Raw genomic sequence first — 21,009 nt, forward strand, 5'->3', positions numbered from 1 at the left:
CACCTCAGGATTTGCCTGGTACGTAGCATCGCGCCTGACAGTCAGTTACCATAGCGCGCGCAATCTTTTACTCTAATCACTCTCTGGAGATGACGTGTCCGAAAAGTGCCCCTGCTGCAGCGGAAAGCAGTATAGCCTATGTTGCCAGCCCTTTCTGACCGGGCAGGCCACCCCGGCCAGTGCCGAGCAATTGATGCGTTCACGCTATTGCGCCTATGTCGGGAAAAACGCAGCCTGGCTGGTCTCCACCTGGCACTCCAGCAAGCGAGTGGCCGAACTTGAGACGTTATTATCTGAAAGTTTTACCGGCACCGAATGGCTGGGCCTGAATGTAACCTGTTGTAATCACGGAAGCCATGAGAATGAAGCCTTTGTGACCTTTTTTGCGCGATACATCGAAAAAGGGCGCACATCGGCCATCTATGAATGTTCACGCTTTCTTCGTGAGGATCAACGCTGGTACTATGTTGACGGAACAACGCCTCCGCTGGGGCGTAATGATCGCTGTCCTTGTGGCTCCGATAAAAAATACAAAAAATGTTGTGGCTGATTTGGACATCTGCCCAACGGCTTTACCATTCATCGCTTTGACAGGACTCTGATCGAGATGCAAGCGCAAACCATGCAACGAAAAGTTTTACGTACCATTTGCCCCGATGCGAAAGGTCTGATCGCCAAAATCACCAACATTTGTTACAAGCACGAACTCAACATCGTGCAGAACAACGAATTTGTCGATCACCGTACCGGGCGCTTTTTTATGCGCACAGAGCTGGAAGGCATTTTCAACGACAACACCCTGCTGGCCGATCTCGACAGCGCATTGCCGTCCGGTTCCGTGCGTGAACTGAACAGCGCCGGTCGTCGCCGTGTGGTAATTCTGGTGACGAAAGAAGCCCATTGCCTCGGCGATCTGCTGATGAAAAGCGCTTTTGGTGGTCTCGATATGGAGATTTCCGCGGTTATCGGCAACCACGAGACGCTGCGCTCGCTGGTCGAACGTTTCGACATTCCTTTCGTGCTGGTGAGCCATGAAGGCCTGACCCGCGAAGAACACGACAACCGCATGGTTGAAGAGATCGATCGTTATCAGCCAGATTATGTGGTGCTGGCCAAATATATGCGTGTGTTAACGCCCGCCTTTGTCCAGCGTTACCCGAATCAGATCATCAATATTCATCACTCCTTCCTGCCCGCCTTTATCGGCGCACGTCCTTATCATCAGGCGTACGAGCGTGGCGTGAAAATCATTGGCGCCACCGCGCATTACGTCAATGACAACCTCGATGAAGGCCCAATCATTATGCAGGATGTGATCAACGTCGATCACAGCTACACCGCAGAAGAGATGATGCGCGCCGGTCGCGACGTAGAGAAGAACGTACTGAGCCGTGCACTGTATAAAGTGCTGGGCCAGCGCGTGTTCGTTTACGGCAACCGAACGATCATTCTGTAACCATCCCGACGCTGAATTGTGCAAGGCTTCAGCGTCTCGGGTGAAAAGTGGGCAATCGATTCATAAATTTAGTGCGGGCGCTTTACAGACGGAACGCATTTGGTATTATGCGCCCCGCTTTCAGGCGTAATGATTCAGGCCAGTGGTGGGATTCCCGAGCGGCCAAAGGGAGCAGACTGTAAATCTGCCGTCACAGACTTCGAAGGTTCGAATCCTTCTCCCACCACCATCTGAATCGTCTTAGCCTGTTGCCACAATATGCCCTATCCCTGGTGGGATTCCCGAGCGGCCAAAGGGAGCAGACTGTAAATCTGCCGTCACAGACTTCGAAGGTTCGAATCCTTCTCCCACCACCATCCGAATATTCTCCTTTAGTGATTACTACTCGCCCTGCCATCATGCTGATGGAGAAGGATGAGAAGCCTCGACCGAAGGTTCGGGTCGAGCCATGCGAGACAACGCGCTTCAGCGCGGCCCAAAGGGTGAGGCGCTACGCGCCGAATAATCCTTCTCCCACCACCATCCGAATATTCTCTTGCTGTTATTCCGCCTTTTCCAAGGCAAAAGCCTCTCTGATTGCCTCGACAAAACATCTGATTTTAACCGTCTGTTTTCGTGCTGACGGCACAAGCACGTACATTGGCCGTGATGGGCCGGTATAGTCCGGCAGCACTCTCACCAGGCGTCCCTGACGGATTTCCTCTTTCAGTACATCTTCCGGTCCCAGCGTCACGCCATAGCCTTCCAGCGCCGCATGCATAAGCGCTTTCCAGTCATTCGACCGTAATCGCCCCTCCGGCCTGACCTCTTCTGTTTTGCCCTCTTTGTGAAAAATCCAGCGACAGGGCGACGCGGCAGACCACAGTCCGTAAACCAGACAGGCATGTTGATGCAAATCCTGCGGCACCTGCGGCGCGCCATGCCGGGCGAGATAGGATGGGGAAGCACAGGCGATGAGCCGGTATGGGGCCAGCGGCCATGCCACCATGGTACTGTCGGCCAGTTCGCCGATACGGATGATGACTTCGGCCTCTTCTTCGGCTGGATTAATCAGGCGATCGCTGAGCGTCAGCTCAACCTGCACATCCGGGTAGCGTCCGAGATAACGGGTGATAAAGGGGGCAACCGCATGTGAACCAAAAGTCACCGGCGCATTGACGCGAATAATGCCGGCAGGCGTGGCCTGCATATTAAGCACTACCGCATCCGCCTCTTCCACTTCCGCCAGCACCACCCGGCAGCGCTCATAGTAGCTGCGCCCGATATCCGTCAGATGCTGTCGCCGCGTAGTACGGTTAATCAGCGCCGTACCGAGACGGGATTCCAGTGCCGCGACATGTTTGGCAACCATCTGAGGCGATATCCCCAGCGCGTCAGCCACGGCGGCGAACGATCCCATTTCCGCGGCTTTCACGAAAATCTTCATACCGGCCAGCCTGTCCATCATTCCCTCCTTTGAGTTGTTTATAAAACAACAGCAATACGATTTATCTTCAATGAAGAGGGAATCATAGTGGGTGCTCCCTGTAAATAGCATATGGAGTGTTACATGAAGATAGGAATCCTAGGTGCCGGATTCGTTGGCCGCGCCATCGCCAGACTGGCTATTCACGCCGGTCATCAGGTGATGCTGAGCAACTCACGCAGTCCGCAAACGTTGTTCAGCCTGCGTCCGATGATCGGCTGTGAAACTGGCACCGCAGCAGAAGCCGCCAGATTTGGCGATATCGTTATCATCGCCGTCCCTTTAACCGCCATTGATGCGCTGCCGGTGGCGGAACTGCGCGGCAAACCGGTGCTGGATGCCGTTAACTACTACGCCGAACGCGACGGTGACGTGGACGTTTTGCTCTCCCGGCAGACCACCACCAGCGAGCTGCTGGCCAGCTATTTGCCTGAGGCCCGCATAACCAAAGCCTTTAATGCTATCCCGATGACTCAGCTTGAAAGCGACGGATTGCCTGCGGGCGCGCCAGGGCGACGCGCGTTGCCGCTTGCCGGAGACGACGCGGAAGGTAAGGCCGTGGCCGCCACGCTCTATCAGTCATTTGGTTTCGACGTGGTCGATGCCGGTTCGCTTGCCGAAGGCTGGCGTTTTGAGCGCGGAATGCCCTCCTACTGTGTCCGCCTGACCAAAGACCAGCTGGAGAGCGTGCTAGCGCAGGCCAAACGCCACTGACGCGCAGACTGACCGCCCGGCACGTTCGGGCGGTCATCACCATTCTGACCATGACATTTGCCGCAAAACTCGCTACCATCCCGCCATACTTTTGCGGATAAAAATGGCAGCGAAATGAAATTTGTCTCTTTCAACATCAACGGTTTGCGTGCACGCCCTCATCAACTGGAGGCGCTGGTTGAGCAGCATCAGCCTGACGTCATCGGTTTGCAGGAGACCAAAGTCCATGACGATATGTTCCCGCTCGAAGAGGTCAGCAAGCTCGGTTACAACGTCTTTTATCATGGGCAGAAAGGCCATTATGGCGTGGCGCTGCTAACCAAAGAGCAGCCGATTATGGTGCGCCGCGGCTTCCCCGGTGACGATGAGGACGCCCAGCGCCGTCTGATCATGGCAGAGATCCCCAGCCCGATTGGCGCGATCACCGTGATTAATGGCTATTTCCCGCAGGGAGAAAGCCGTGACCATCCGATCAAATTCCCGGCGAAAGAGAAGTTTTATCGCGACCTGCAAAGCTACCTTGAGCAGCAGCTGGCCGCAGACAAACCGGTGCTGATTATGGGTGATATGAATATCAGCAGTACCGATCTCGACATCGGTATCGGCGAAGAGAACCGCAAGCGCTGGCTGCGTACCGGCAAATGTTCGTTCCTGCCGGAGGAGCGCGAGTGGATGGATCGTCTGCTGCAATGGGGTCTGGTGGATACCTGGCGCGATAAATACCCGACAACGGCAGACCGTTTCTCCTGGTTTGATTACCGTTCCAAAGGCTTTGATGATAACCGTGGTCTGCGCATCGACCTGCTGCTGGCCAGCCAGCCGCTGGCGGCACATTGCACCGCAAGCGGTATCGACTACGACATCCGTAGTATGGAGAAGCCGTCCGATCACGCACCAGTGTGGTCGAGCTTTACCTTTTAATGACGCTGCGTGGCCTGCATCCAGGCCACGCGGGTTATTTGATAATCTTCCAGATAAGCGGATTGGTGCCCATCACCTTCTCATCGCGTGAGCATTGCAGCAGCACGCCTTCCGCTTTCACCACCGCCCCCTCGGAATAACTGCGGTTCTCATAGGTACAACACTGCAAGCAGTTGCTTTGCTGATTGTTCTGCCCCTGCGTCCACACTTCCGGTGGCATATCCACCACCACGTCGGTGTTACCCGTTCGGCCGGTATCCGGCGTTCGATTCGCCTGCGCCGCCGCGCTAAACAGCAGCACGGCACTGAGCATTACCATCAGATAACGCATCACTCGGTCTCCTTCACTTTGCGCCGGGCGGGTTTACGCGGGCGTTTGGTTTTGCCCGGCGCTCCACTCGCGGCAATGCCACGAAATGCCTGAAGTGATGGTTGCTGGCGTGCCTGACCAATCAGACCGATTAACGTGCTGACCAGCGGCTGCATAAACTCATCATAGCGACAGGCTTTTTCACTGATACGGGTGAGCGTCGACTCCCAGTGCGCCGTCATATCGGGCCGTGCCGCCATCTCCGGCAGCGCATGAATCAATGCCCTGCCCGCATCCGTCGAGTGGATATAGCGGCCCTTCTTCACCAGGAATGTGCGCCGGAACAGCAATTCAATAATGCCGGCGCGCGTTGCTTCCGTACCTAAACCATCGGTCGCACGCAGCACTTTCTTTAGATCTTTATCCTGCACAAAACGCGCAATGCCGGTCATGGCGGAGAGTAGCGTCGCGTCAGTGAACGGACGTGGCGGCTGGGTTTGCTTTGCCAGCACTTCACCGCGCTCGCACAATAACGCATCCCCTTTGCTGACCACCGGCAGTGGCGTGCCGTCATTCTCCTCATCACGCTCTTTGCTGCCGAGCAGCGAACGCCAGCCCGCTTCCGCCAGAAAGCGCGCCTTCGCGACAAATTTGCCGCCAGCGATGTCAAGATCGATCACGCACTTGCGAAATACCGCATCCGGGCAGAACTGCATCAGATACTGACGCGCAATCAGCCCGTAAATATTGGCTTCGTTTTCACTGAGATTGACCTTGCTGGCACGCGCGGTAGGAATGATGGCGTGGTGGGCATCCACTTTTTTATCGTCCCAGCAACGGTTTCTTTGGTCGGCATTGAAATCCGCCGGTGGCGTCATCTGCGGCTGATGGGCCTGAATAGCGTTGAGCACCGCATGGCGACCGGCAAAATGTTCCTCCGGCAGATAACGGCTATCAGAACGCGGATAGGTGATCAGTTTATGGGTTTCATACAGGCGCTGGCAGCAGTCGAGCACATTTTGCGCGCTCAGCCCGAAGCGTTTCGCCGCCTCAATTTGCAGGCTGGACAGTGAAAACGGCAACGGGGCGATTTCCGATTCCCGTTTATCGTTATAGCCGGTGACCAGCGCAGGTTTGCCATTGATGCGCTCCAGCACATGGTCCGCCAGCGGACGATGCAGCAGCCGGCCTTCTTCATCCTGCCACGGCTCACAGGCATCGCTCGGCACCCAGCTCGCCACAAAGCGCTGCTCATCCGGGGTGACAATATGCGCTTTGACCTCGAAGTAATCTTTCGGGATAAAGTTTTCGATCTCTTCATCGCGGCGCACCACCAGCCCGAGCACCGGAGTCTGAACGCGGCCGACCGACAGCACGCCGTCATAACCGGCGTTACGTCCCAGCAGCGTCCAGGCGCGGGTCATATTGATGCCATACAGCCAGTCGGCGCGCGCACGCGCCAGCGCCGAAACGCACAACGGAATAAATTCACGGTTCTCGCGCAGGCGACCGACCGCACGCTCCACCGCCTGGGGGTTAAGATCGTTAATCAGGCAGCGTTGCACGTTCTGACGCTTTTCGGCGGGCAGTTGCAGGTAATCAATGACCTCATCCACCAGCAGCTGCCCTTCGCGATCCGGGTCACCGGCGTGGACCACCTGTGTGGCCTGCGCCAGTAACCCTTCAATCACTTTCAGCTGCTTTGCAACGGACGGACGCGGCTGCAATCGCCACTTTTCCGGGATAATCGGCAGATCGGCCAGATTCCAGCGAGCATAGCGGCTGTCGTAGCTATCTGGTTGCGCCTGCTCCAGCAGGTGCCCGACGCACCAGGTCACCACCTGATCGTTGCCGCAGGCAATATAGCCATCGCCGCGACGGTGGGGTTTGGGTAAAACATCTGCGATGGCACGGGCCAGGCTGGGTTTTTCTGCAATAAACAAACGCATGTATGGCGCCGTTCCTTAAACGTCAGTTAACTACGGTAATCAGTGGATGGTGGGGTTCTGCGGCATACAGCGCACCGATAGCGCTGGCGGTGACGCCTGCCAGCGTGGCGCAACGCAGAAATTCCTCTACGGCTGACGGTTGCACCGCCACCAGTAAACCACCGGACGTTTGTGGATCACACAATAGCGCGCGCGTAGCATCGTCCATCGGTGATACATGCTGACCATAACTGGCAAAATTACGACTGGTGCCACCCGGCACGGCACCGGCAGCGATGTAGGCATCCACTCCCGGCAGACGCGGCACCTGGTGCGCCATCACTTCAGCGCGTAAGCCGGAACCCTGGCAAATTTCGCTCAGATGGCCCAGCAGACCAAAACCGGTGACATCGGTCATCGCCGTCACGCCCGCCAGTTGCGCAAACTCCGCGCCCGCTTTGTTAAGCTGGCACATCACTTCTGCCGCCAGGCTCTGGTGTTCCGGCCGCAGCACCCCTTTTTTTTCCGCAGTGGTCAGAATGCCGATACCAAGGGGCTTGGTGAGGAACAGCTGGCAGCCCGCCTGAGCAGCGCTGTTTTTCTTCACGCGCGCCACATCAACGATACCGGTGACCGCCAGGCCAAAAATCGGTTCCGGCGCATCGATCGAGTGACCGCCCGCCAGCGCTATGCCCGCCGCCTGACAGGCCGCGCGGCCGCCCTCCACCACCTGCTGCGCGACTTCCGGACTGAGCACGTTAACCGGCCAGCCCAGGATAGCAATCGCCATGATCGGTTTGCCGCCCATGGCATAAATATCGCTGATGGCATTAGTGGCGGCAATGCGGCCAAAGGTATGAGGATCGTCAACGATCGGCATAAAGAAGTCGGTAGTGCTCACCACCGCGCTGCCATTCCCCAGGTCATAAACCGCCGCATCATCACGGGTTTCATTGCCCACCAGCAGGTGAGGATCGTGGAAAGCGCTGAGTTCGCTATGCAGGATGGTTTCCAGCACCTGCGGGGAGATTTTACAGCCGCAACCAGCTCCGTGGCTGTATTGCGTCAGGCGAAGAGGTTCACTCATGGCGGGTTCCTTATGCACTGGCAGATAGCGCTATGTTAGCCTGGCTGCCAGCATGTGGTAAGTGTTGCGCGGTAACAGCTCGATCAATCGCACAGGCTATGTGCAATCAGTGCGAAGCTCCTCAGCCTGCCGCAGAAGCCCGCCACTGTCTGTCAGAAATAACTGACAAATTCCGCCGTGTCGGGCGGGAGCACGGTGGTGCTGGATTTCAGCTGCGGCGTGCCGAGGTAGAGGAAGCCGACAATCGCATCCTGCTCGCGACAGCCAAAGGCTTCGCGTACCTGCGGATGATCGGTCCAGGGACCGCTGCGCCAGATGCCGTTAAAGCCCTGAGCTGCGGCTGCCATCTGCATCGCCATCACCGCGCAACCGGCTGAAACCAGCTGTTCCCAGCGCGGTACTTTCGGGTGTTCTTCGCAGCGGGCCACGACGGTGATGATCATCGGTGCGCGGAACGGCGAGGAGCTGGCTTTTTCAATCGCCTTCTCATCCATCTGGCTGGCGCGCGCCGCCTGCTCCAGCAGTTGACTCAGACGATCGCGTCCCTCTTTCTCGACAATCACGAAGCGCCACGGCTGCAATGTGCCGTGATCGGGGGCGCGCATAGCGGCGCGCAGAATGTTTTCCAGTACCTCTCCGCCAGGCGCCGGATCCGCCAGACGTGACGCAGAACGGCGATTAACTAACAAATCAAGTGCATCCATTATCTTTTCCCTTAAATGAAAACGTTGCCTAATCCTGGCATATGACGATCTTTTGTAACAGTCTGGCGCGATTTCCTGCTGACTTTTAGCACGCTGCTCTTTAGGATGAGGACGACATCGGGGCAGCCAGCGTGCAGGCTGTCTTCGGCTACGTGAATATGGAGAGTCTATGCGCACATTGTGGCGAATTATTGCTGGCATTTTCCGCTGGGGCTGGCGGGTGCTGAATTTTATTCGGGAATTTATTCTTAATTTGTTTCTTATTGTTTTAATCCTGGCCGGCGTTGGCATTTGGCTGCAATTTAGCGGTTCCAGCAGCAGCGAGCCGGTCCAGCAGGGTGCGCTAAAAGTCGATCTCAGCGGGATGCTGGTAGACAAGCCCTCGGTCAGCAACCGTTTAAGCCGCATTGGCCGCCAGCTGCTGGGCACCAGCAGCGATCGCCTACAGGAAAATTCGCTGTTTGATGTGGTGGATGCTATTCGCCAGGCGAAAGGCGACAAAAACATCACCGGTATCGTGCTGGATCTGCGTGACTTCGCCGGTGGCGATCAGCCTTCGCTGCAATATGTCGGCAAGGCGCTGCGCGAATTCCGCGACAGCGGCAAACCGGTCTACGCGATTGGCGACAGCTACAGCCAGGCGCAATATTATCTGGCCAGCTATGCCAGCAAAGTCTATCTCTCCCCGCAGGGCACCGTTGATCTGCACGGTTTCGCCACGAACGGCCTGTACTACAAAACGCTGCTCGACAAGCTGAAAGTCAACTCGCATGTGTTCCGCGTCGGTACTTATAAATCGGCGGTTGAACCCTTCCTGCGCGACGATATGTCACCGGAAGCACGCGATGCCGATAGCCGCTGGGTGGGTCAGCTGTGGCAGAACTACCTGAACACCGTGTCGGCAAACCGCCAGATTACGCCGGAGCAGTTGTTCCCCGGTGCTGCGGGCATCATCAGCGGATTGCAGGCGGTACAGGGCGATACCGCCAAATACGCGCTGGACAACAAGCTGGTTGACGTACTGGATAGCCGTGCCGCCGCAGACCAGGAACTGGTCAAAACCTTCGGCTGGGATAAGGACAATAACGATTATCGTAACGTCAGCATTTATGATTACACCGTTAAACAGCCGCCTCAGCACCAGGATGGCAACATCGCGGTGATTCTGGCGAGCGGTGCGATCATGGACGGCGAAGAGAGCGCAGGCAACGTCGGCGGTGATACCACCGCAGCGCAGATCCGCGATGCGCGTCTGGATCCGAAAATCAAAGCGATTATTCTGCGCGTCAACAGCCCTGGCGGCAGCGTGACCGCGTCCGAAGCGATCCGTGAAGAACTGGCTGCCGCACACGCGGCCGGGAAACCGGTGGTGGTCTCCATGGGCGGCATGGCGGCTTCGGGTGGATACTGGATCTCGACTCCGGCCGACTATATCGTGGCCAGCCCAACAACCCTCACCGGCTCGATTGGTATCTTTGGCGTGATCAACACGGTTGAGAACAGCCTCAGCACCATTGGCGTGCATACCGATGGCGTGGCCACGTCACCGCTGGCGGATGTGGCAAGCACCAAAGCCTTGCCGACCGAAGTTCAGCAGCTGATGCAGCTGACCATCGAGAACGGCTACCGTAACTTTGTCGGTCTGGTCGCCACCTCGCGTCATAAAACGCCGGAGCAGATCAACGACATCGCGCAGGGCCATGTGTGGACCGGTAGCGATGCGAAAGCCAATGGCCTGGTGGATGCATTGGGTGACTTTGATGATGCGGTGCACAAAGCCGCTGAGCTGGCGAAAGTGGCTACGCCGCAGCTGACCTGGTATCAGGACGATCCGGGTATGCTGGATCTGCTGCTGAATCAGATGAACGCGTCGGTGCAGGCGGTAATGCCGCAGGCGCTGAAAGTGTGGCTGCCGGCACCGATGCTGGATGTGATGAGTGCAATGAAGAACCAGCCCGGTCTGTTCGATAACCTCAACGATCCGCAAAATCGTTACGCCTTCTGCCTGAGCTGCGGCGACGTACGATAATCTTTACAGCCCGACCGCTGGTCGGGCTGCTTTTCCCCGCTAATCCCCTTATACTGCGCGTTTTACGGCAAGTCTGAGTCCATTCATGCAAAAGAAAAATATCTACGTAGCCTACACGGGCGGGACCATCGGTATGCAGCGTTCAGCGCAAGGCTATATCCCGGTTTCCGGTCACCTGCAACAACAGCTGGCCAATATGCCGGAGTTTCATCGCCCCGAGATGCCTGCGTTCACCATCCATGAATACAATCCGCTGATGGATTCCTCCGACATGACGCCGGATGACTGGCAGGCGATCGCGGATGATATTAAGCAGAATTATGATCGCTACGACGGTTTCGTTATTCTGCATGGCACCGATACCATGGCCTTCACCGCCTCTGCGCTCTCCTTTATGCTGGAGAACCTCGCTAAGCCGGTGATTGTGACCGGTTCGCAGATTCCGCTGGCGGAATTACGCTCAGACGGCCAGCAAAACCTGCTCAACTCGTTGTATGTGGCGGCCAATTATCCGATCAACGAAGTGGCGCTATTCTTTAATAACACGCTGTTCCGCGGCAACCGTACCACCAAAGCGCACGCTGATGGCTTCAATGCGTTCGCCTCACCTAACCTGTCGCCACTGCTGGAAGCCGGTATCCATATTCGTCGTCTGAACACGCCGCCGGCCCCGCAGGGTACAGGCGAGCTGATTGTTCATCCGATCACGCCGCAACCGATTGGCGTGGTGACGATTTATCCGGGGATTTCCGCGGAAGTGGTGCGCAACTTCCTGCGCCAGCCGGTGAAAGCCCTGATCCTGCGCTCCTATGGCGTCGGTAACGCACCGCAGAACGCCGAGTTCCTCGCTGAATTGCAACAGGCCAGCGAGCGCGGCATCGTGGTGGTTAACCTGACGCAATGCATGTCCGGTAAAGTCAATATGGGCGGCTACGCCACAGGTAATGCGCTGGAACATGCCGGGGTTATCAGCGGTGCTGACCTGACCGTGGAAGCGACATTAACAAAACTTCACTTTTTACTGAGTCAAAATCTCACCAGCGCGGAAATTCGTGCCAAAATGCAGCAGAATCTACGCGGCGAACTGACTGAAGACTGATACGGAGCGAGAAGTAATGAAGCGGGCATTGATAATCATCGATATTCAAAACGATTTTTGCCCTGGCGGCCCGATGGCCGTGCGTGAAGGCGATCTGACCGTTGCCGTCGCTAATCGCTACGCACGCGAATTTCGTGCCCGGGGAGAGTGTGTGGTGGCGTTGCAGGACTGGCACCCGGACAACCACGGCAGTTTTGCCTCGGTCTCCGGCGAACCGGTCTATACCTTAGGGGAACTGAACGGACTGGCGCAGATCTGGTGGCCGGATCATGGCATCCAGGGGTCGGCAGGGGCCGATTTCCATCCCGATCTGGACCGCTCGTTAATTGATGCGGTATTCCATAAAGGAGAAGATGTCGAAGTCGACAGCTATAGCGCCTTCTTCGATAACGGCCATCGTCGTAAAACCGAGCTGGACAGCTGGCTGCGCGAACGCGACATCAGCCATTTAGTGGTGCTGGGACTGGCGACCGATTACTGCGTTAAGTACAGCGTGCTGGATGCGCTGGAATTGGGTTATCAGGTCGAGGTGGTTGAAGAAGGCTGCCGCGGCGTAAATCTCAACCCGGATGATAGCGCCATCGCCATTGAGCAGATGCGCAACCAGGGCGCGGTAATTATCTGAAAAACAGGGCTGGTGATTACCAGCCCTGCTGCTTTGGGAAACTCAGTGAAGATTGATGCGGGTGACATCCGGCTCAATACCGAACTCTTCCTTCAATTCCTTCTTCGACTTCATCACCATTTCACCGCCTTTGCCGATGGTCATATGCTGCGGCGCCTCGTTATGACGAGCCTGCCATAGCATCACCAGTTGCAGACAGTTTTCACGCTGCTCGGGGGTCAGGGCTACGCCATCCGGCCATTTGCCGGTTTCCACCGCCGTCGCCAGACGCTGGTAAACTTCTGGCGTCATCGCCGCCAGCATCGCTTCCAGTTCCTGTTTCATCCTTACCCCTGTTTTTCGTTGCCCTGCTCGTCAGTAAAACTGAGCGAGGCAGAGTTCACGCAGTAGCGCTCACCGGTGGGTTGCGGTCCATCCGGGAAGACATGACCGAGGTGCGCATCACAGGTGCCACAGCGGATTTCAATGCGCTGCATACCATGTGAATCATCTTCCAGGTAACGGATGGCGTCATCATTGACCGGCTGATAAAAGCTCGGCCAGCCACAGCCAGAGTCATACTTGCTTTCGGAGAGGAACAGCGGAGCGTTACAGACCAGGCAGTGATAGATGCCCTCCTGCTTGTTATGCAGAAGGGCGCCAGTAAAAGGGGGTTCCGTTCCACGATGCTGGGTTACATAGCGCTGCATTTCCGACAGCTGCGCGATTTTTTCCGCGGATGCGGTGTCTTTAGCCATTTTGGGATTCCGGAGTGTCATTCTGAAAAAATCGACTAGTATTCTAACAAACGAATAACATCATCCGGGTCTTTTTTCGTGCGAACGCATCTCTCATGATGATCACAACGCGAATTTGTGAAGTCGATCACCCTTTAGAAAAGCCATCCCTTTATAGTCGGCGATCGGCGAATCTGGCTCTGGAATAATCCGCGTTGCGCAAGCGTTTGCGCAACGAATAATTCCTGTCACGCGAATTGACCTGTCGCAACAATTGACACGATTCCGCTTGACGCCTGGTAAGGTTTTTGTAATTTTACAGCCAACCTTTTATTCACTAACAAATAGCTGGTGGAATATATGACTATCAAAGTAGGTATCAACGGTTTTGGCCGTATCGGTCGCATCGTTTTCCGTGCTGCACAGCAGCGTTCTGACATCGAAATCGTCGCGATCAACGACCTGCTGGACGCCGAATACATGGCTTACATGCTGAAATATGACTCTACGCATGGTCGTTTCGACGGCACCGTAGAAGTTAAAGACGGCGCGCTGATTGTTAACGGTAAAAAAATCCGTGTTACCGCTGAGAAAGACCCGGCTAACCTGAAATGGGACGAAGTGGGTGTTGACGTTGTTGCTGAAGCAACCGGTATCTTCCTGACCGACGAAACCGCACGTAAACACATCACCGCCGGCGCCAAAAAAGTGGTTCTGACTGGCCCGTCTAAAGATGACACCCCGATGTTCGTTCGTGGTGCTAACTTCGACAAATATGCTGGCCAGGATATCGTTTCTAACGCATCCTGCACCACCAACTGCCTGGCTCCGCTGGCAAAAGTTATCAACGACAAATTCGGTATCGTTGAAGGTCTGATGACCACCGTTCACGCGACCACCGCGACTCAGAAAACCGTTGATGGCCCGTCTCACAAAGACTGGCGCGGCGGTCGTGGCGCATCTCAGAACATCATCCCGTCTTCTACCGGCGCAGCTAAAGCTGTAGGTAAAGTTCTGCCGGAACTGAATGGCAAACTGACAGGTATGGCGTTCCGCGTTCCTACCCCGAACGTATCTGTTGTTGACCTGACCGTGCGTCTGGCGAAAGCAGCCTCTTACAAAGAAATTTGTGCTGCAATCAAAGCCGCTGCTGAAGGCGAAATGAAAGACGTGCTGGGCTATGTTGAAGACGACGTCGTTTCTACCGATTTCAACGGCGAAGTGCTGACTTCAGTATTCGACGCTAAAGCAGGTATCGCGCTGAATGACAACTTTGTGAAACTGGTTTCCTGGTACGATAACGAAACCGGTTACTCCAACAAGGTTCTCGATCTGATTGCTCTGGTTTCTGCTAAGTAAGATAACCAGTACAACAGACAAGGGGCGACTTCGGTCGCCCTTTTTATTTGGCTAGCTTAAGAGAAGGTCTTTGTATGCAAGAGTCACTTTTTTCGCTACCTGTGGTTGAACAGATCACACCTTACCTGTCACAACGTCAAATCGGCGATCTGCCGGTTATTATTGTCAGCCATCCGCGCGTACGTGCCGCCATTACCCTACAGGGCGCCCATCTGCTGGCCTGGCAGCCTGGCGGCCAACAGCCCGTCATCTGGCTCAGTGAAAAGACTCCGTTCGTCGCCGGTAAAGCCATTCGCGGCGGCGTGCCGATTTGCTGGCCGTGGTTTGGCCCGGCCGGTGAGCCTGCGCACGGCTTTGCCCGTAATCAGCCGTGGACGCTGTCTGCTCATGATGAAAACGAAGATGGCGTGCTGCTGACTTTTTCCCTCGAAAGCAACGCGCAAACCAAAAAACTCTGGCCGCACGATTTTACGCTGTTCGCCCGCTTCCGTATCGAATCCCATTGCGAGATTGAACTCGAAGCCCATGGCGACTTTGAAGCCACTGCCGCGCTGCACAGCTACTTCCAGGTGGCGGATATCGCCGGGACTGAAGTCAGCGGCCTCGGTAACAGCTTTATTGATAAGGTCAACGGTAATGCGGTTGTTGCCTCCAATGGCAAACAAACCTATCCCGACCGCATCGATCGTATTTTTACTGCGGCGGATGATTGCAGCGTGATCCATGATAAAGGCGGTAACCGTCAGATTGAGGTTTACCATCATTATCAAAGTGACGTTGTCACATGGAATCCCGGACCGGAACTGTCTTGCAGCATGGCCGATATGCCGAATGACGGTTACAAAACCATGGTCTGCGTCGAAACCGCCCGCATTAATCAGCCGCTGGTAAGCGCAGGTGAATCCCCTGCCCGCCTCGCCACCACCTTCCGGCTGCGCAACAAGCCGTAATCAGAGCGGCGCTGAGGCGCCGCTAGACCACATCCAGCGGCTGTTTTTCCTGCGGCGGTGGAAAAGCCTGATTTAATATCGCCAGCTGCTCACCGCTTAATACCACCTTAAGCGCCGCCGCATTTTCCTGCACATGGGCCACACTGCTGGCTTTAGGAATGGCGATCACCCCATCTTTACGAATCACCCACGCCAGCAGCAGTTGCGCTACGCTAATGCCCTGCTGTTGTGCAATCTGCTGCACCCGTGGGTCGCTGAACAATGACTGACGTAAGCGGCCAGCCTGTGCCAGCGGACAATACGCCATGATCGGTACGTTGCGCTGCTGACATTCCGGCAGCAAATCATACTCAATCCCGCGCGAGGCCAGATGGTAGAGCACCTGATTAGTCAGACAGGCTTCGCCGCCTGGCTCGCCCCACAACTCCTGCATATCCTCAGTGTCAAAATTCGATACTCCCCAGTGACGGATTTTCCCCTGCTGTTGCAGCGTTTCCATCGCGCGGATGGTCTCTTCCAGCGGAATATTACCGCGCCAGTGCAGCAGGTAGAGATCGAGGTAATCGGTTCGCAGGCGTTGCAGGCTGCGCTCACAGGCATCGATGGCATCCACTTCGCCGGCATTCCACGGGTAGACCTTCGAGACCAGCCAGGCCTGATCGCGTCGCCCTTGCAGCGCGTCACCCACCACCCGCTCGGCACCGCCCTCAGCATACATCTCTGCGGTATCGATAAGACGCAGCCCGGCATCCAGCCCCGCCTGCAAAGCAGCCACTTCCTGCTGATGTGTGGCCGGGTTTTCACCCATATACCAGGTACCCTGACCGATCGCCGGTAAAGGTGGTTCTCCGATGAACTGAATTGTCTTCGTCATAGATCCTCCTGATGAACCATAATGGTGCGCAACATTGGTGCAAGGTAAGAAAAACGCCCCATGATGGGGCGTTGACAGGCAGCCATTAGAAGGTGTAGCTGACTCCCGTCCAGATAAGGAACTGCCCGCTCTTGTCAATCATTGGGCTGTCTTTGATTTCACTGGAGAACTTCATATAGCGACCCGACATACTGGCGTTCCAGCGCTCACTAATCTGGTAGCTGGCGTTCATTTCAACATAAGGTGACCAGCCATCATCCGGCTGATATTGATCGATGCCGGTACGCGCGCTTTCATGGGCAGATACGCCATAGTAGTAACGGTTCTGGTTGGCACTGTTCCACAGCGCGCCAATCCCCGGCGTCAGGCTGAATGCGCCAAAGTTGAAGTTGTAGAGGTAGGTCAGGTCCCACATCACACCGTTGCTGTTGTTGAGTACATCGCCCAGCAGCGCAGTACGCAGAATGCCCCACTGCGCGACATGGCGATAGCTGGCACCGGCCATCAGCGTCATACGACGCTTATCCAGATCCTTCATATCCCCCAGATCATTCTCTTTAGGATCATACTCCTGAGGTGAACCCAGCACCGTCAGCGACAGCTGATTTTGCGGGTCTTTCCACAGGTAGTAACCCCCCTGCAGACTGTGGAGCCAGAAATTTTCCCCTTCATAGTTGATCACCGGAATGGGCAGATAACGATCCTGTCCGCCCCGGTAAGGTGACTGCGCGTAAATAACGGAAGCCCCGAGAGATAAGGGTTCAGCATAGGTGCTGAACGCCGCAAAATAGCAGGGAACGAGTAAAGCAAGCGCTTTAAGTTTGAAATGGTTCACAATTTGTTCAGTCCATTAATATAACAATCACACGCAGAGTCTAACCAAATTCTTTCCATGGTTTAACTTTTAATGAAGGTTGTCGTTAGCAACTCCGGAATTGTCTCAGAGGGGCGATACCGGCGGCAATTGAGGGAGAAGATCCCTGGGCCTTATGAGACTTTGTTATTGATATATCGCTAAATACGGATAAAAGACGGAGGAAATTTCTTAAATGCCTTCTACAGTTAAAAGTGAGACAAGAGTTGTTGTACGAGCAGAGTAACCATAAGAATTGTGTATCCCGATAAAAAAACGTCAGGTTGGCATAAGGGTTGCTGTACTCAATAGAGAATATCTTCCGGGAGCTGCATGAGCATCTAATTACGCTCCTTTACCTGTGCTAAAAACGAAAGGACGGGCATCGCTATGAATATATTCGATCACTATCGTCAGCGTTATGAAGCTGCCAAGGACGAAGAGTTCACACTGCAGGAGTTCCTCGCAATTTGTAAGCAGGATCGCAGTGCATACGCCAACGCTGCAGAGCGACTGTTGATGGCCATTGGTGAGCCAGTGATGGTTGATACTGCTCAGGAGCCACGCCTTTCCAGAATATTCTCGAATCGCGTCATTGGACGCTACCCCGCGTTTGAAGAGTTCTATGGCATGGAAGAAGCGATTGAGCAAATCGTCTCTTACCTGAAACATGCCGCGCAGGGGCTGGAGGAGAAGAAACAGATTCTTTACCTGCTGGGTCCGGTGGGTGGCGGTAAATCTTCACTGGCTGAACGCCTGAAAGCGTTAATGCAGCGCGTACCAATTTACGTGCTGAGCGCGGATGGCGAGCGCAGCCCGGTGAATGACCATCCGCTGTGCCTGTTTAACCCGCAGGAAGACGCCAATATCCTCGAAAAAGAGTATGGCGTACCGCGTCGCTACCTTGGCACCATCATGTCGCCGTGGGCGGCCAAACGCCTGCATGAGTATGGCGGCGACATCACCCGCTTCAAAGTTGTTAAAGTCTGGCCGTCGATTCTGGAACAGCTGGCGATTGCCAAAACGGAACCCGGCGACGAGAACAACCAGGATATCTCCGCCCTGGTGGGTAAAGTGGATATCCGCAAACTGGAAAACCACGCGCAGAACGATCCTGATGCCTACGGCTACTCCGGCGCCTTGTGCCGCGCTAACCAGGGCATCATGGAATTCGTTGAGATGTTCAAAGCACCGATTAAAGTGCTGCATCCGCTGCTGACCGCCACTCAGGAAGGTAACTATAACGGCACGGAAGGTATCTCCGCCCTGCCGTTTAACGGCATCATTCTGGCGCACTCCAACGAATCAGAATGGGTCACCTTCCGTAACAACAAAAACAACGAGGCGTTCCTTGACCGTGTGTACATTGTCAAAGTGCCTTACTGCCTGCGCGTTTCCGAAGAGATCAAAATCTACGAGAAACTGCTTAATCACAGTGAGCTGACCACTGCGCCATGCGCACCGGGCACGCTGGAAACCTTAGCGCGCTTCTCCATTCTGTCGCGTTTGAAAGAGCCGGAAAACTCCAGCATCTATTCAAAAATGCGCGTCTATGATGGTGAAAGCCTGAAAGATACCGATCCGAAAGCCAAGTCATGGCAGGAGTATCACGACTACGCTGGCGTGGACGAAGGGATGAACGGCCTCTCAACCCGTTTCGCCTTTAAAATCCTGTCGCGCGTGTTCAACTTCGACCATGCAGAAGTGGCGGCCAACCCGGTGCACCTGTTCTATGTGCTGGAGCAGCAGATTGAACGTGAACAGTTCCCGCAGGAGCAGGCCGAGAAATATCTGGAGCACCTGAAAGGCTATCTGATTCCGAAATACGCGGAGTTCATTGGCAAAGAGATTCAGACGGCATATCTGGAGTCCTACTCCGAGTACGGCCAGAACATTTTTGACCGTTATGTCACCTATGCCGACTTCTGGATTCAGGATCAGGAGTATCGTGATCCGGATACCGGACAATTGTTTGACCGCGAATCACTGAACGCCGAGCTGGAAAAAATCGAGAAACCTGCCGGGATCAGCAACCCGAAAGATTTCCGTAACGAGATTGTCAACTTCGTGCTGCGCGCCCGTGCGCACAACAGCGGACGCAATCCGAACTGGACCAGCTACGAAAAACTGCGCACGGTTATCGAGAAGAAAATGTTCTCGAACACCGAAGAGTTGCTGCCGGTGATTTCGTTTAATACCAAAACCTCAACGGACGAACAGAAAAAACACGATGATTTTGTCGATCGCATGATGGAGAAAGGCTATACCCGCAAACAGGTCCGCCTGCTGTGCGAATGGTATCTGCGCGTGCGTAAATCGTCATAATCGATGGCTGTAAGCTAAACGGCGCCCATGCGTCGGAAGAGGAAGGTCGGGCTTGCCCGACCTGGCTTGCACTGTAGTTTGGGGGAACTTTATGGCCTATTTCATCGATCGGCGTCTGAACGGCAAAAACAAAAGCGCGGTCAACCGGCAGCGCTTTCTGCGCCGTTACAAGTCGCAAATCAAGCAGTCGATCTCCGAGGCCATCAACAAGCGTTCGGTCACCGACGTGGAAAGCGGCGAGTCCGTCTCTATCCCAATTGACGACATCAATGAACCGATTTTCCATCAGGGACGCGGCGGCAGCCGTCATCGCGTCCATCCCGGTAATGACCACTTTATTCAGAACGATCGCGTCGAGCGGCCACAGGGCGGCGGCGGTGGCGGCGGGAGTGGTCAGGGCAATGCCAGCCAGGATGGTGAAGGCCAGGACGAGTTCGTCTTCCAGATTTCGAAAGATGAATATCTTGACCTGCTGTTTGAAGATCTTGCGCTGCCTAACCTGCGCAAAAATCAGCATCGTCAGCTGAACGAATATAAAACGCACCGCGCCGGCTTCACCTCGAATGGGGTGCCCGCCAACATCAGCGTGGTCCGTTCGCTGCAAAACTCACTGGCGCGTCGTACCGCAATGACTGCGGGCAAACGTCGTATGCTGCATGAACTGGAAGCCACGCTTGACGAGGTGAGCAAAGCCGAACCGGCCCAGTTACTGGAAGAGGAGCGTCTGCGTAAAGAGATTGCTGAGCTGCGTGCGCGTATCGAACGCGTGCCGTTTATCGACACCTTTGACCTGCGCTACAAAAACTTTGAGAAACGTCCTGAGCCTTCCAGCCAGGCGGTAATGTTCTGCCTGATGGACGTGTCTGGCTCGATGGATCAGGCCACCAAAGATATGGCGAAGCGTTTTTACATTCTGCTCTATCTGTTCCTGAGCCGAACCTATAAAAACGTCGACGTGGTGTATATCCGCCACCATACCCAGGCGAAGGAAGTGGACGAGCAGGAGTTCTTCTACTCGCAGGAGACCGGCGGCACCATCGTCTCCAGCGCCCTGAAACTGATGGATGAAGTGGTGAAAGAGCGTTACGACCCGGCACAATGGAACATCTACGCCGCTCAGGCGTCGGATGGCGACAACTGGGCTGATGACTCTCCGCTTTGTCACGAGATCCTGGCGAAGAATATTCTGCCCGTGGTGCGTTACTACAGCTATATCGAGATCACCCGCCGCGCGCACCAGACTCTGTGGCGTGAGTACGAGCACTTGCAAGCGATGTTCGATAACTTTGCTATTCAGCACATCCGTGAGCCGGAAGATATTTACCCGGTATTTAGAGAGCTTTTCCATAAACAGGTGGCAGACGCCTGATGAGATAGCCGGTCACTGACCGGCTTTTTATTGCCCGCGCCCCGGTTCACCCGCCCTCACCCCTGCTGATTTTTCAACCAATTTTAACCGCAGATGGGGTGCTGCTTCCTGAAATTAAAAAAAGTGAAATTTTGCGCTGACAACCTATTGATAAGACGATATCTTTTGTCCTTGCCCGCGTGAAAGTTGCGCACTACGCCTGATTTGCCACCCGCCGCAGGAGAA

At 55.2% G+C, this 21,009-nt stretch carries 20 protein-coding genes, 2 tRNA genes and 1 other RNA gene; 14 read left to right on the forward strand and 9 right to left on the reverse strand.

What is annotated here, in order from left to right:
- The first annotated feature begins 94 nt into the window (after positions 1-94).
- From AC6I8V_RS11260 to AC6I8V_RS11280, 5 genes are all read left to right on the forward strand, one after another.
- A complete protein-coding gene (locus AC6I8V_RS11260) occupies positions 95-550 on the forward strand; it encodes a YchJ family protein (protein WP_497842349.1) in 456 nt (151 codons plus the stop codon).
- A gap of 57 nt (positions 551-607) precedes the next feature.
- On the forward strand, positions 608-1,456 hold the full coding sequence (purU, locus tag AC6I8V_RS11265; protein WP_497842350.1) for a formyltetrahydrofolate deformylase: 849 nt from the start codon (positions 608-610) through the stop codon (positions 1,454-1,456).
- A gap of 144 nt (positions 1,457-1,600) precedes the next feature.
- Positions 1,601-1,685, forward strand: a tRNA-Tyr gene (locus AC6I8V_RS11270).
- A gap of 42 nt (positions 1,686-1,727) precedes the next feature.
- Positions 1,728-1,812: transfer RNA gene (locus AC6I8V_RS11275), tRNA-Tyr, on the forward strand.
- Between the two features lie 37 nt (positions 1,813-1,849).
- A non-coding RNA gene (locus AC6I8V_RS11280) (RtT sRNA) lies at positions 1,850-1,978 on the forward strand.
- Positions 1,979-1,997: 19 nt separating this feature from the next.
- Here AC6I8V_RS11280 and AC6I8V_RS11285 read toward each other — a convergent pair.
- Positions 1,998-2,900 (reverse strand): LysR family transcriptional regulator, encoded by a 903-nt coding sequence (locus AC6I8V_RS11285; RefSeq protein ID WP_497845821.1) that lies wholly within the window; start codon positions 2,898-2,900, stop codon positions 1,998-2,000.
- Positions 2,901-3,005: 105 nt separating this feature from the next.
- Here AC6I8V_RS11285 and AC6I8V_RS11290 point away from each other — a divergent pair, with 105 nt between their 5' ends.
- Entirely contained in the window at positions 3,006-3,635 is a 630-nt protein-coding gene (locus AC6I8V_RS11290) for an NADPH-dependent F420 reductase (RefSeq protein WP_497842351.1), read from the forward strand.
- Positions 3,636-3,749: 114 nt separating this feature from the next.
- Positions 3,750-4,556: an exodeoxyribonuclease III gene (xthA, locus tag AC6I8V_RS11295; protein WP_497842352.1), complete on the forward strand. Its 807-nt coding sequence runs from the start codon at positions 3,750-3,752 to the stop codon at positions 4,554-4,556.
- A gap of 34 nt (positions 4,557-4,590) precedes the next feature.
- On the opposite strand, the gene AC6I8V_RS11300 is transcribed toward xthA, so the two are convergent.
- The 4 genes from AC6I8V_RS11300 to AC6I8V_RS11315 form a co-directional block, all read right to left on the reverse strand.
- Entirely contained in the window at positions 4,591-4,887 is a 297-nt protein-coding gene (locus AC6I8V_RS11300) for a YnjH family protein (RefSeq protein WP_497842353.1), read from the reverse strand.
- On the reverse strand, positions 4,887-6,815 hold the full coding sequence (locus tag AC6I8V_RS11305; protein WP_497842354.1) for a DNA topoisomerase III: 1,929 nt from the start codon (positions 6,813-6,815) through the stop codon (positions 4,887-4,889). Before AC6I8V_RS11305 ends, AC6I8V_RS11300 begins: the two co-directional genes overlap by 1 nt.
- Before the next feature lie 22 nt (positions 6,816-6,837).
- Entirely contained in the window at positions 6,838-7,881 is a 1,044-nt protein-coding gene (gene selD, locus AC6I8V_RS11310) for a selenide, water dikinase SelD (protein WP_497842355.1), read from the reverse strand.
- Between the two features lie 152 nt (positions 7,882-8,033).
- Positions 8,034-8,585, reverse strand: coding sequence for an NAD(P)H nitroreductase (locus tag AC6I8V_RS11315; RefSeq protein WP_497842356.1), 552 nt, complete (start codon positions 8,583-8,585; stop codon positions 8,034-8,036).
- Between the two features lie 169 nt (positions 8,586-8,754).
- On the opposite strand from AC6I8V_RS11315, the gene sppA reads away from it, so the two are divergent.
- From sppA to pncA, 3 genes are all read left to right on the forward strand, one after another.
- Entirely contained in the window at positions 8,755-10,614 is a 1,860-nt protein-coding gene (gene sppA, locus AC6I8V_RS11320; protein ID WP_497842357.1) for a signal peptide peptidase SppA, read from the forward strand.
- Between the two features lie 85 nt (positions 10,615-10,699).
- Positions 10,700-11,713 carry an asparaginase gene (gene ansA, locus AC6I8V_RS11325; RefSeq protein ID WP_497842358.1) on the forward strand — a complete coding sequence of 338 codons (1,014 nt, stop codon included), beginning with the start codon at positions 10,700-10,702 and terminating at the stop codon, positions 11,711-11,713.
- 16 nt (positions 11,714-11,729) lie between these two features.
- Entirely contained in the window at positions 11,730-12,338 is a 609-nt protein-coding gene (gene pncA, locus AC6I8V_RS11330) for a bifunctional nicotinamidase/pyrazinamidase (RefSeq protein ID WP_497842359.1), read from the forward strand.
- Positions 12,339-12,380: 42 nt separating this feature from the next.
- On the opposite strand, the gene AC6I8V_RS11335 is transcribed toward pncA, so the two are convergent.
- Complete coding sequence (locus tag AC6I8V_RS11335) at positions 12,381-12,662, reverse strand: YeaC family protein (protein ID WP_497842360.1); 282 nt, start codon at positions 12,660-12,662, stop codon at positions 12,381-12,383.
- A gap of 2 nt (positions 12,663-12,664) precedes the next feature.
- Positions 12,665-13,075, reverse strand: coding sequence for a peptide-methionine (R)-S-oxide reductase MsrB (gene msrB, locus AC6I8V_RS11340; protein WP_497842361.1), 411 nt, complete (start codon positions 13,073-13,075; stop codon positions 12,665-12,667).
- Positions 13,076-13,414: 339 nt separating this feature from the next.
- Between msrB and gapA the strand changes: the two genes are divergently transcribed.
- Together gapA and AC6I8V_RS11350 are read left to right on the forward strand one after the other, a co-directional pair.
- A complete protein-coding gene (gene gapA / locus AC6I8V_RS11345; protein WP_497842362.1) occupies positions 13,415-14,413 on the forward strand; it encodes a glyceraldehyde-3-phosphate dehydrogenase in 999 nt (332 codons plus the stop codon).
- A 74-nt stretch (positions 14,414-14,487) separates the two neighbouring features.
- Positions 14,488-15,363, forward strand: a complete 876-nt coding sequence (locus AC6I8V_RS11350) for a D-hexose-6-phosphate mutarotase (RefSeq protein WP_497842363.1) — start codon at positions 14,488-14,490, stop codon at positions 15,361-15,363.
- Between the two features lie 22 nt (positions 15,364-15,385).
- Here the strand turns inward: AC6I8V_RS11350 and AC6I8V_RS11355 are convergent, their stop codons facing one another.
- Positions 15,386-16,237 (reverse strand): aldo/keto reductase, encoded by an 852-nt coding sequence (locus AC6I8V_RS11355; RefSeq protein WP_497842364.1) that lies wholly within the window; start codon positions 16,235-16,237, stop codon positions 15,386-15,388.
- 85 nt (positions 16,238-16,322) lie between these two features.
- Positions 16,323-17,072, reverse strand: coding sequence for a MipA/OmpV family protein (locus AC6I8V_RS11360; protein WP_497842365.1), 750 nt, complete (start codon positions 17,070-17,072; stop codon positions 16,323-16,325).
- A gap of 408 nt (positions 17,073-17,480) precedes the next feature.
- On the opposite strand from AC6I8V_RS11360, the gene yeaG reads away from it, so the two are divergent.
- Together yeaG and AC6I8V_RS11370 are read left to right on the forward strand one after the other, a co-directional pair.
- Positions 17,481-19,415, forward strand: a complete 1,935-nt coding sequence (yeaG, locus tag AC6I8V_RS11365) for a protein kinase YeaG (protein ID WP_497842366.1) — start codon at positions 17,481-17,483, stop codon at positions 19,413-19,415.
- 91 nt (positions 19,416-19,506) lie between these two features.
- Positions 19,507-20,784 carry a YeaH/YhbH family protein gene (locus AC6I8V_RS11370; protein ID WP_497842367.1) on the forward strand — a complete coding sequence of 426 codons (1,278 nt, stop codon included), beginning with the start codon at positions 19,507-19,509 and terminating at the stop codon, positions 20,782-20,784.
- Positions 20,785-21,009 lie beyond the last annotated feature (225 nt).

Source organism: Pantoea sp. X-Soil-TKNS-1207 (assembly GCF_059730485.1).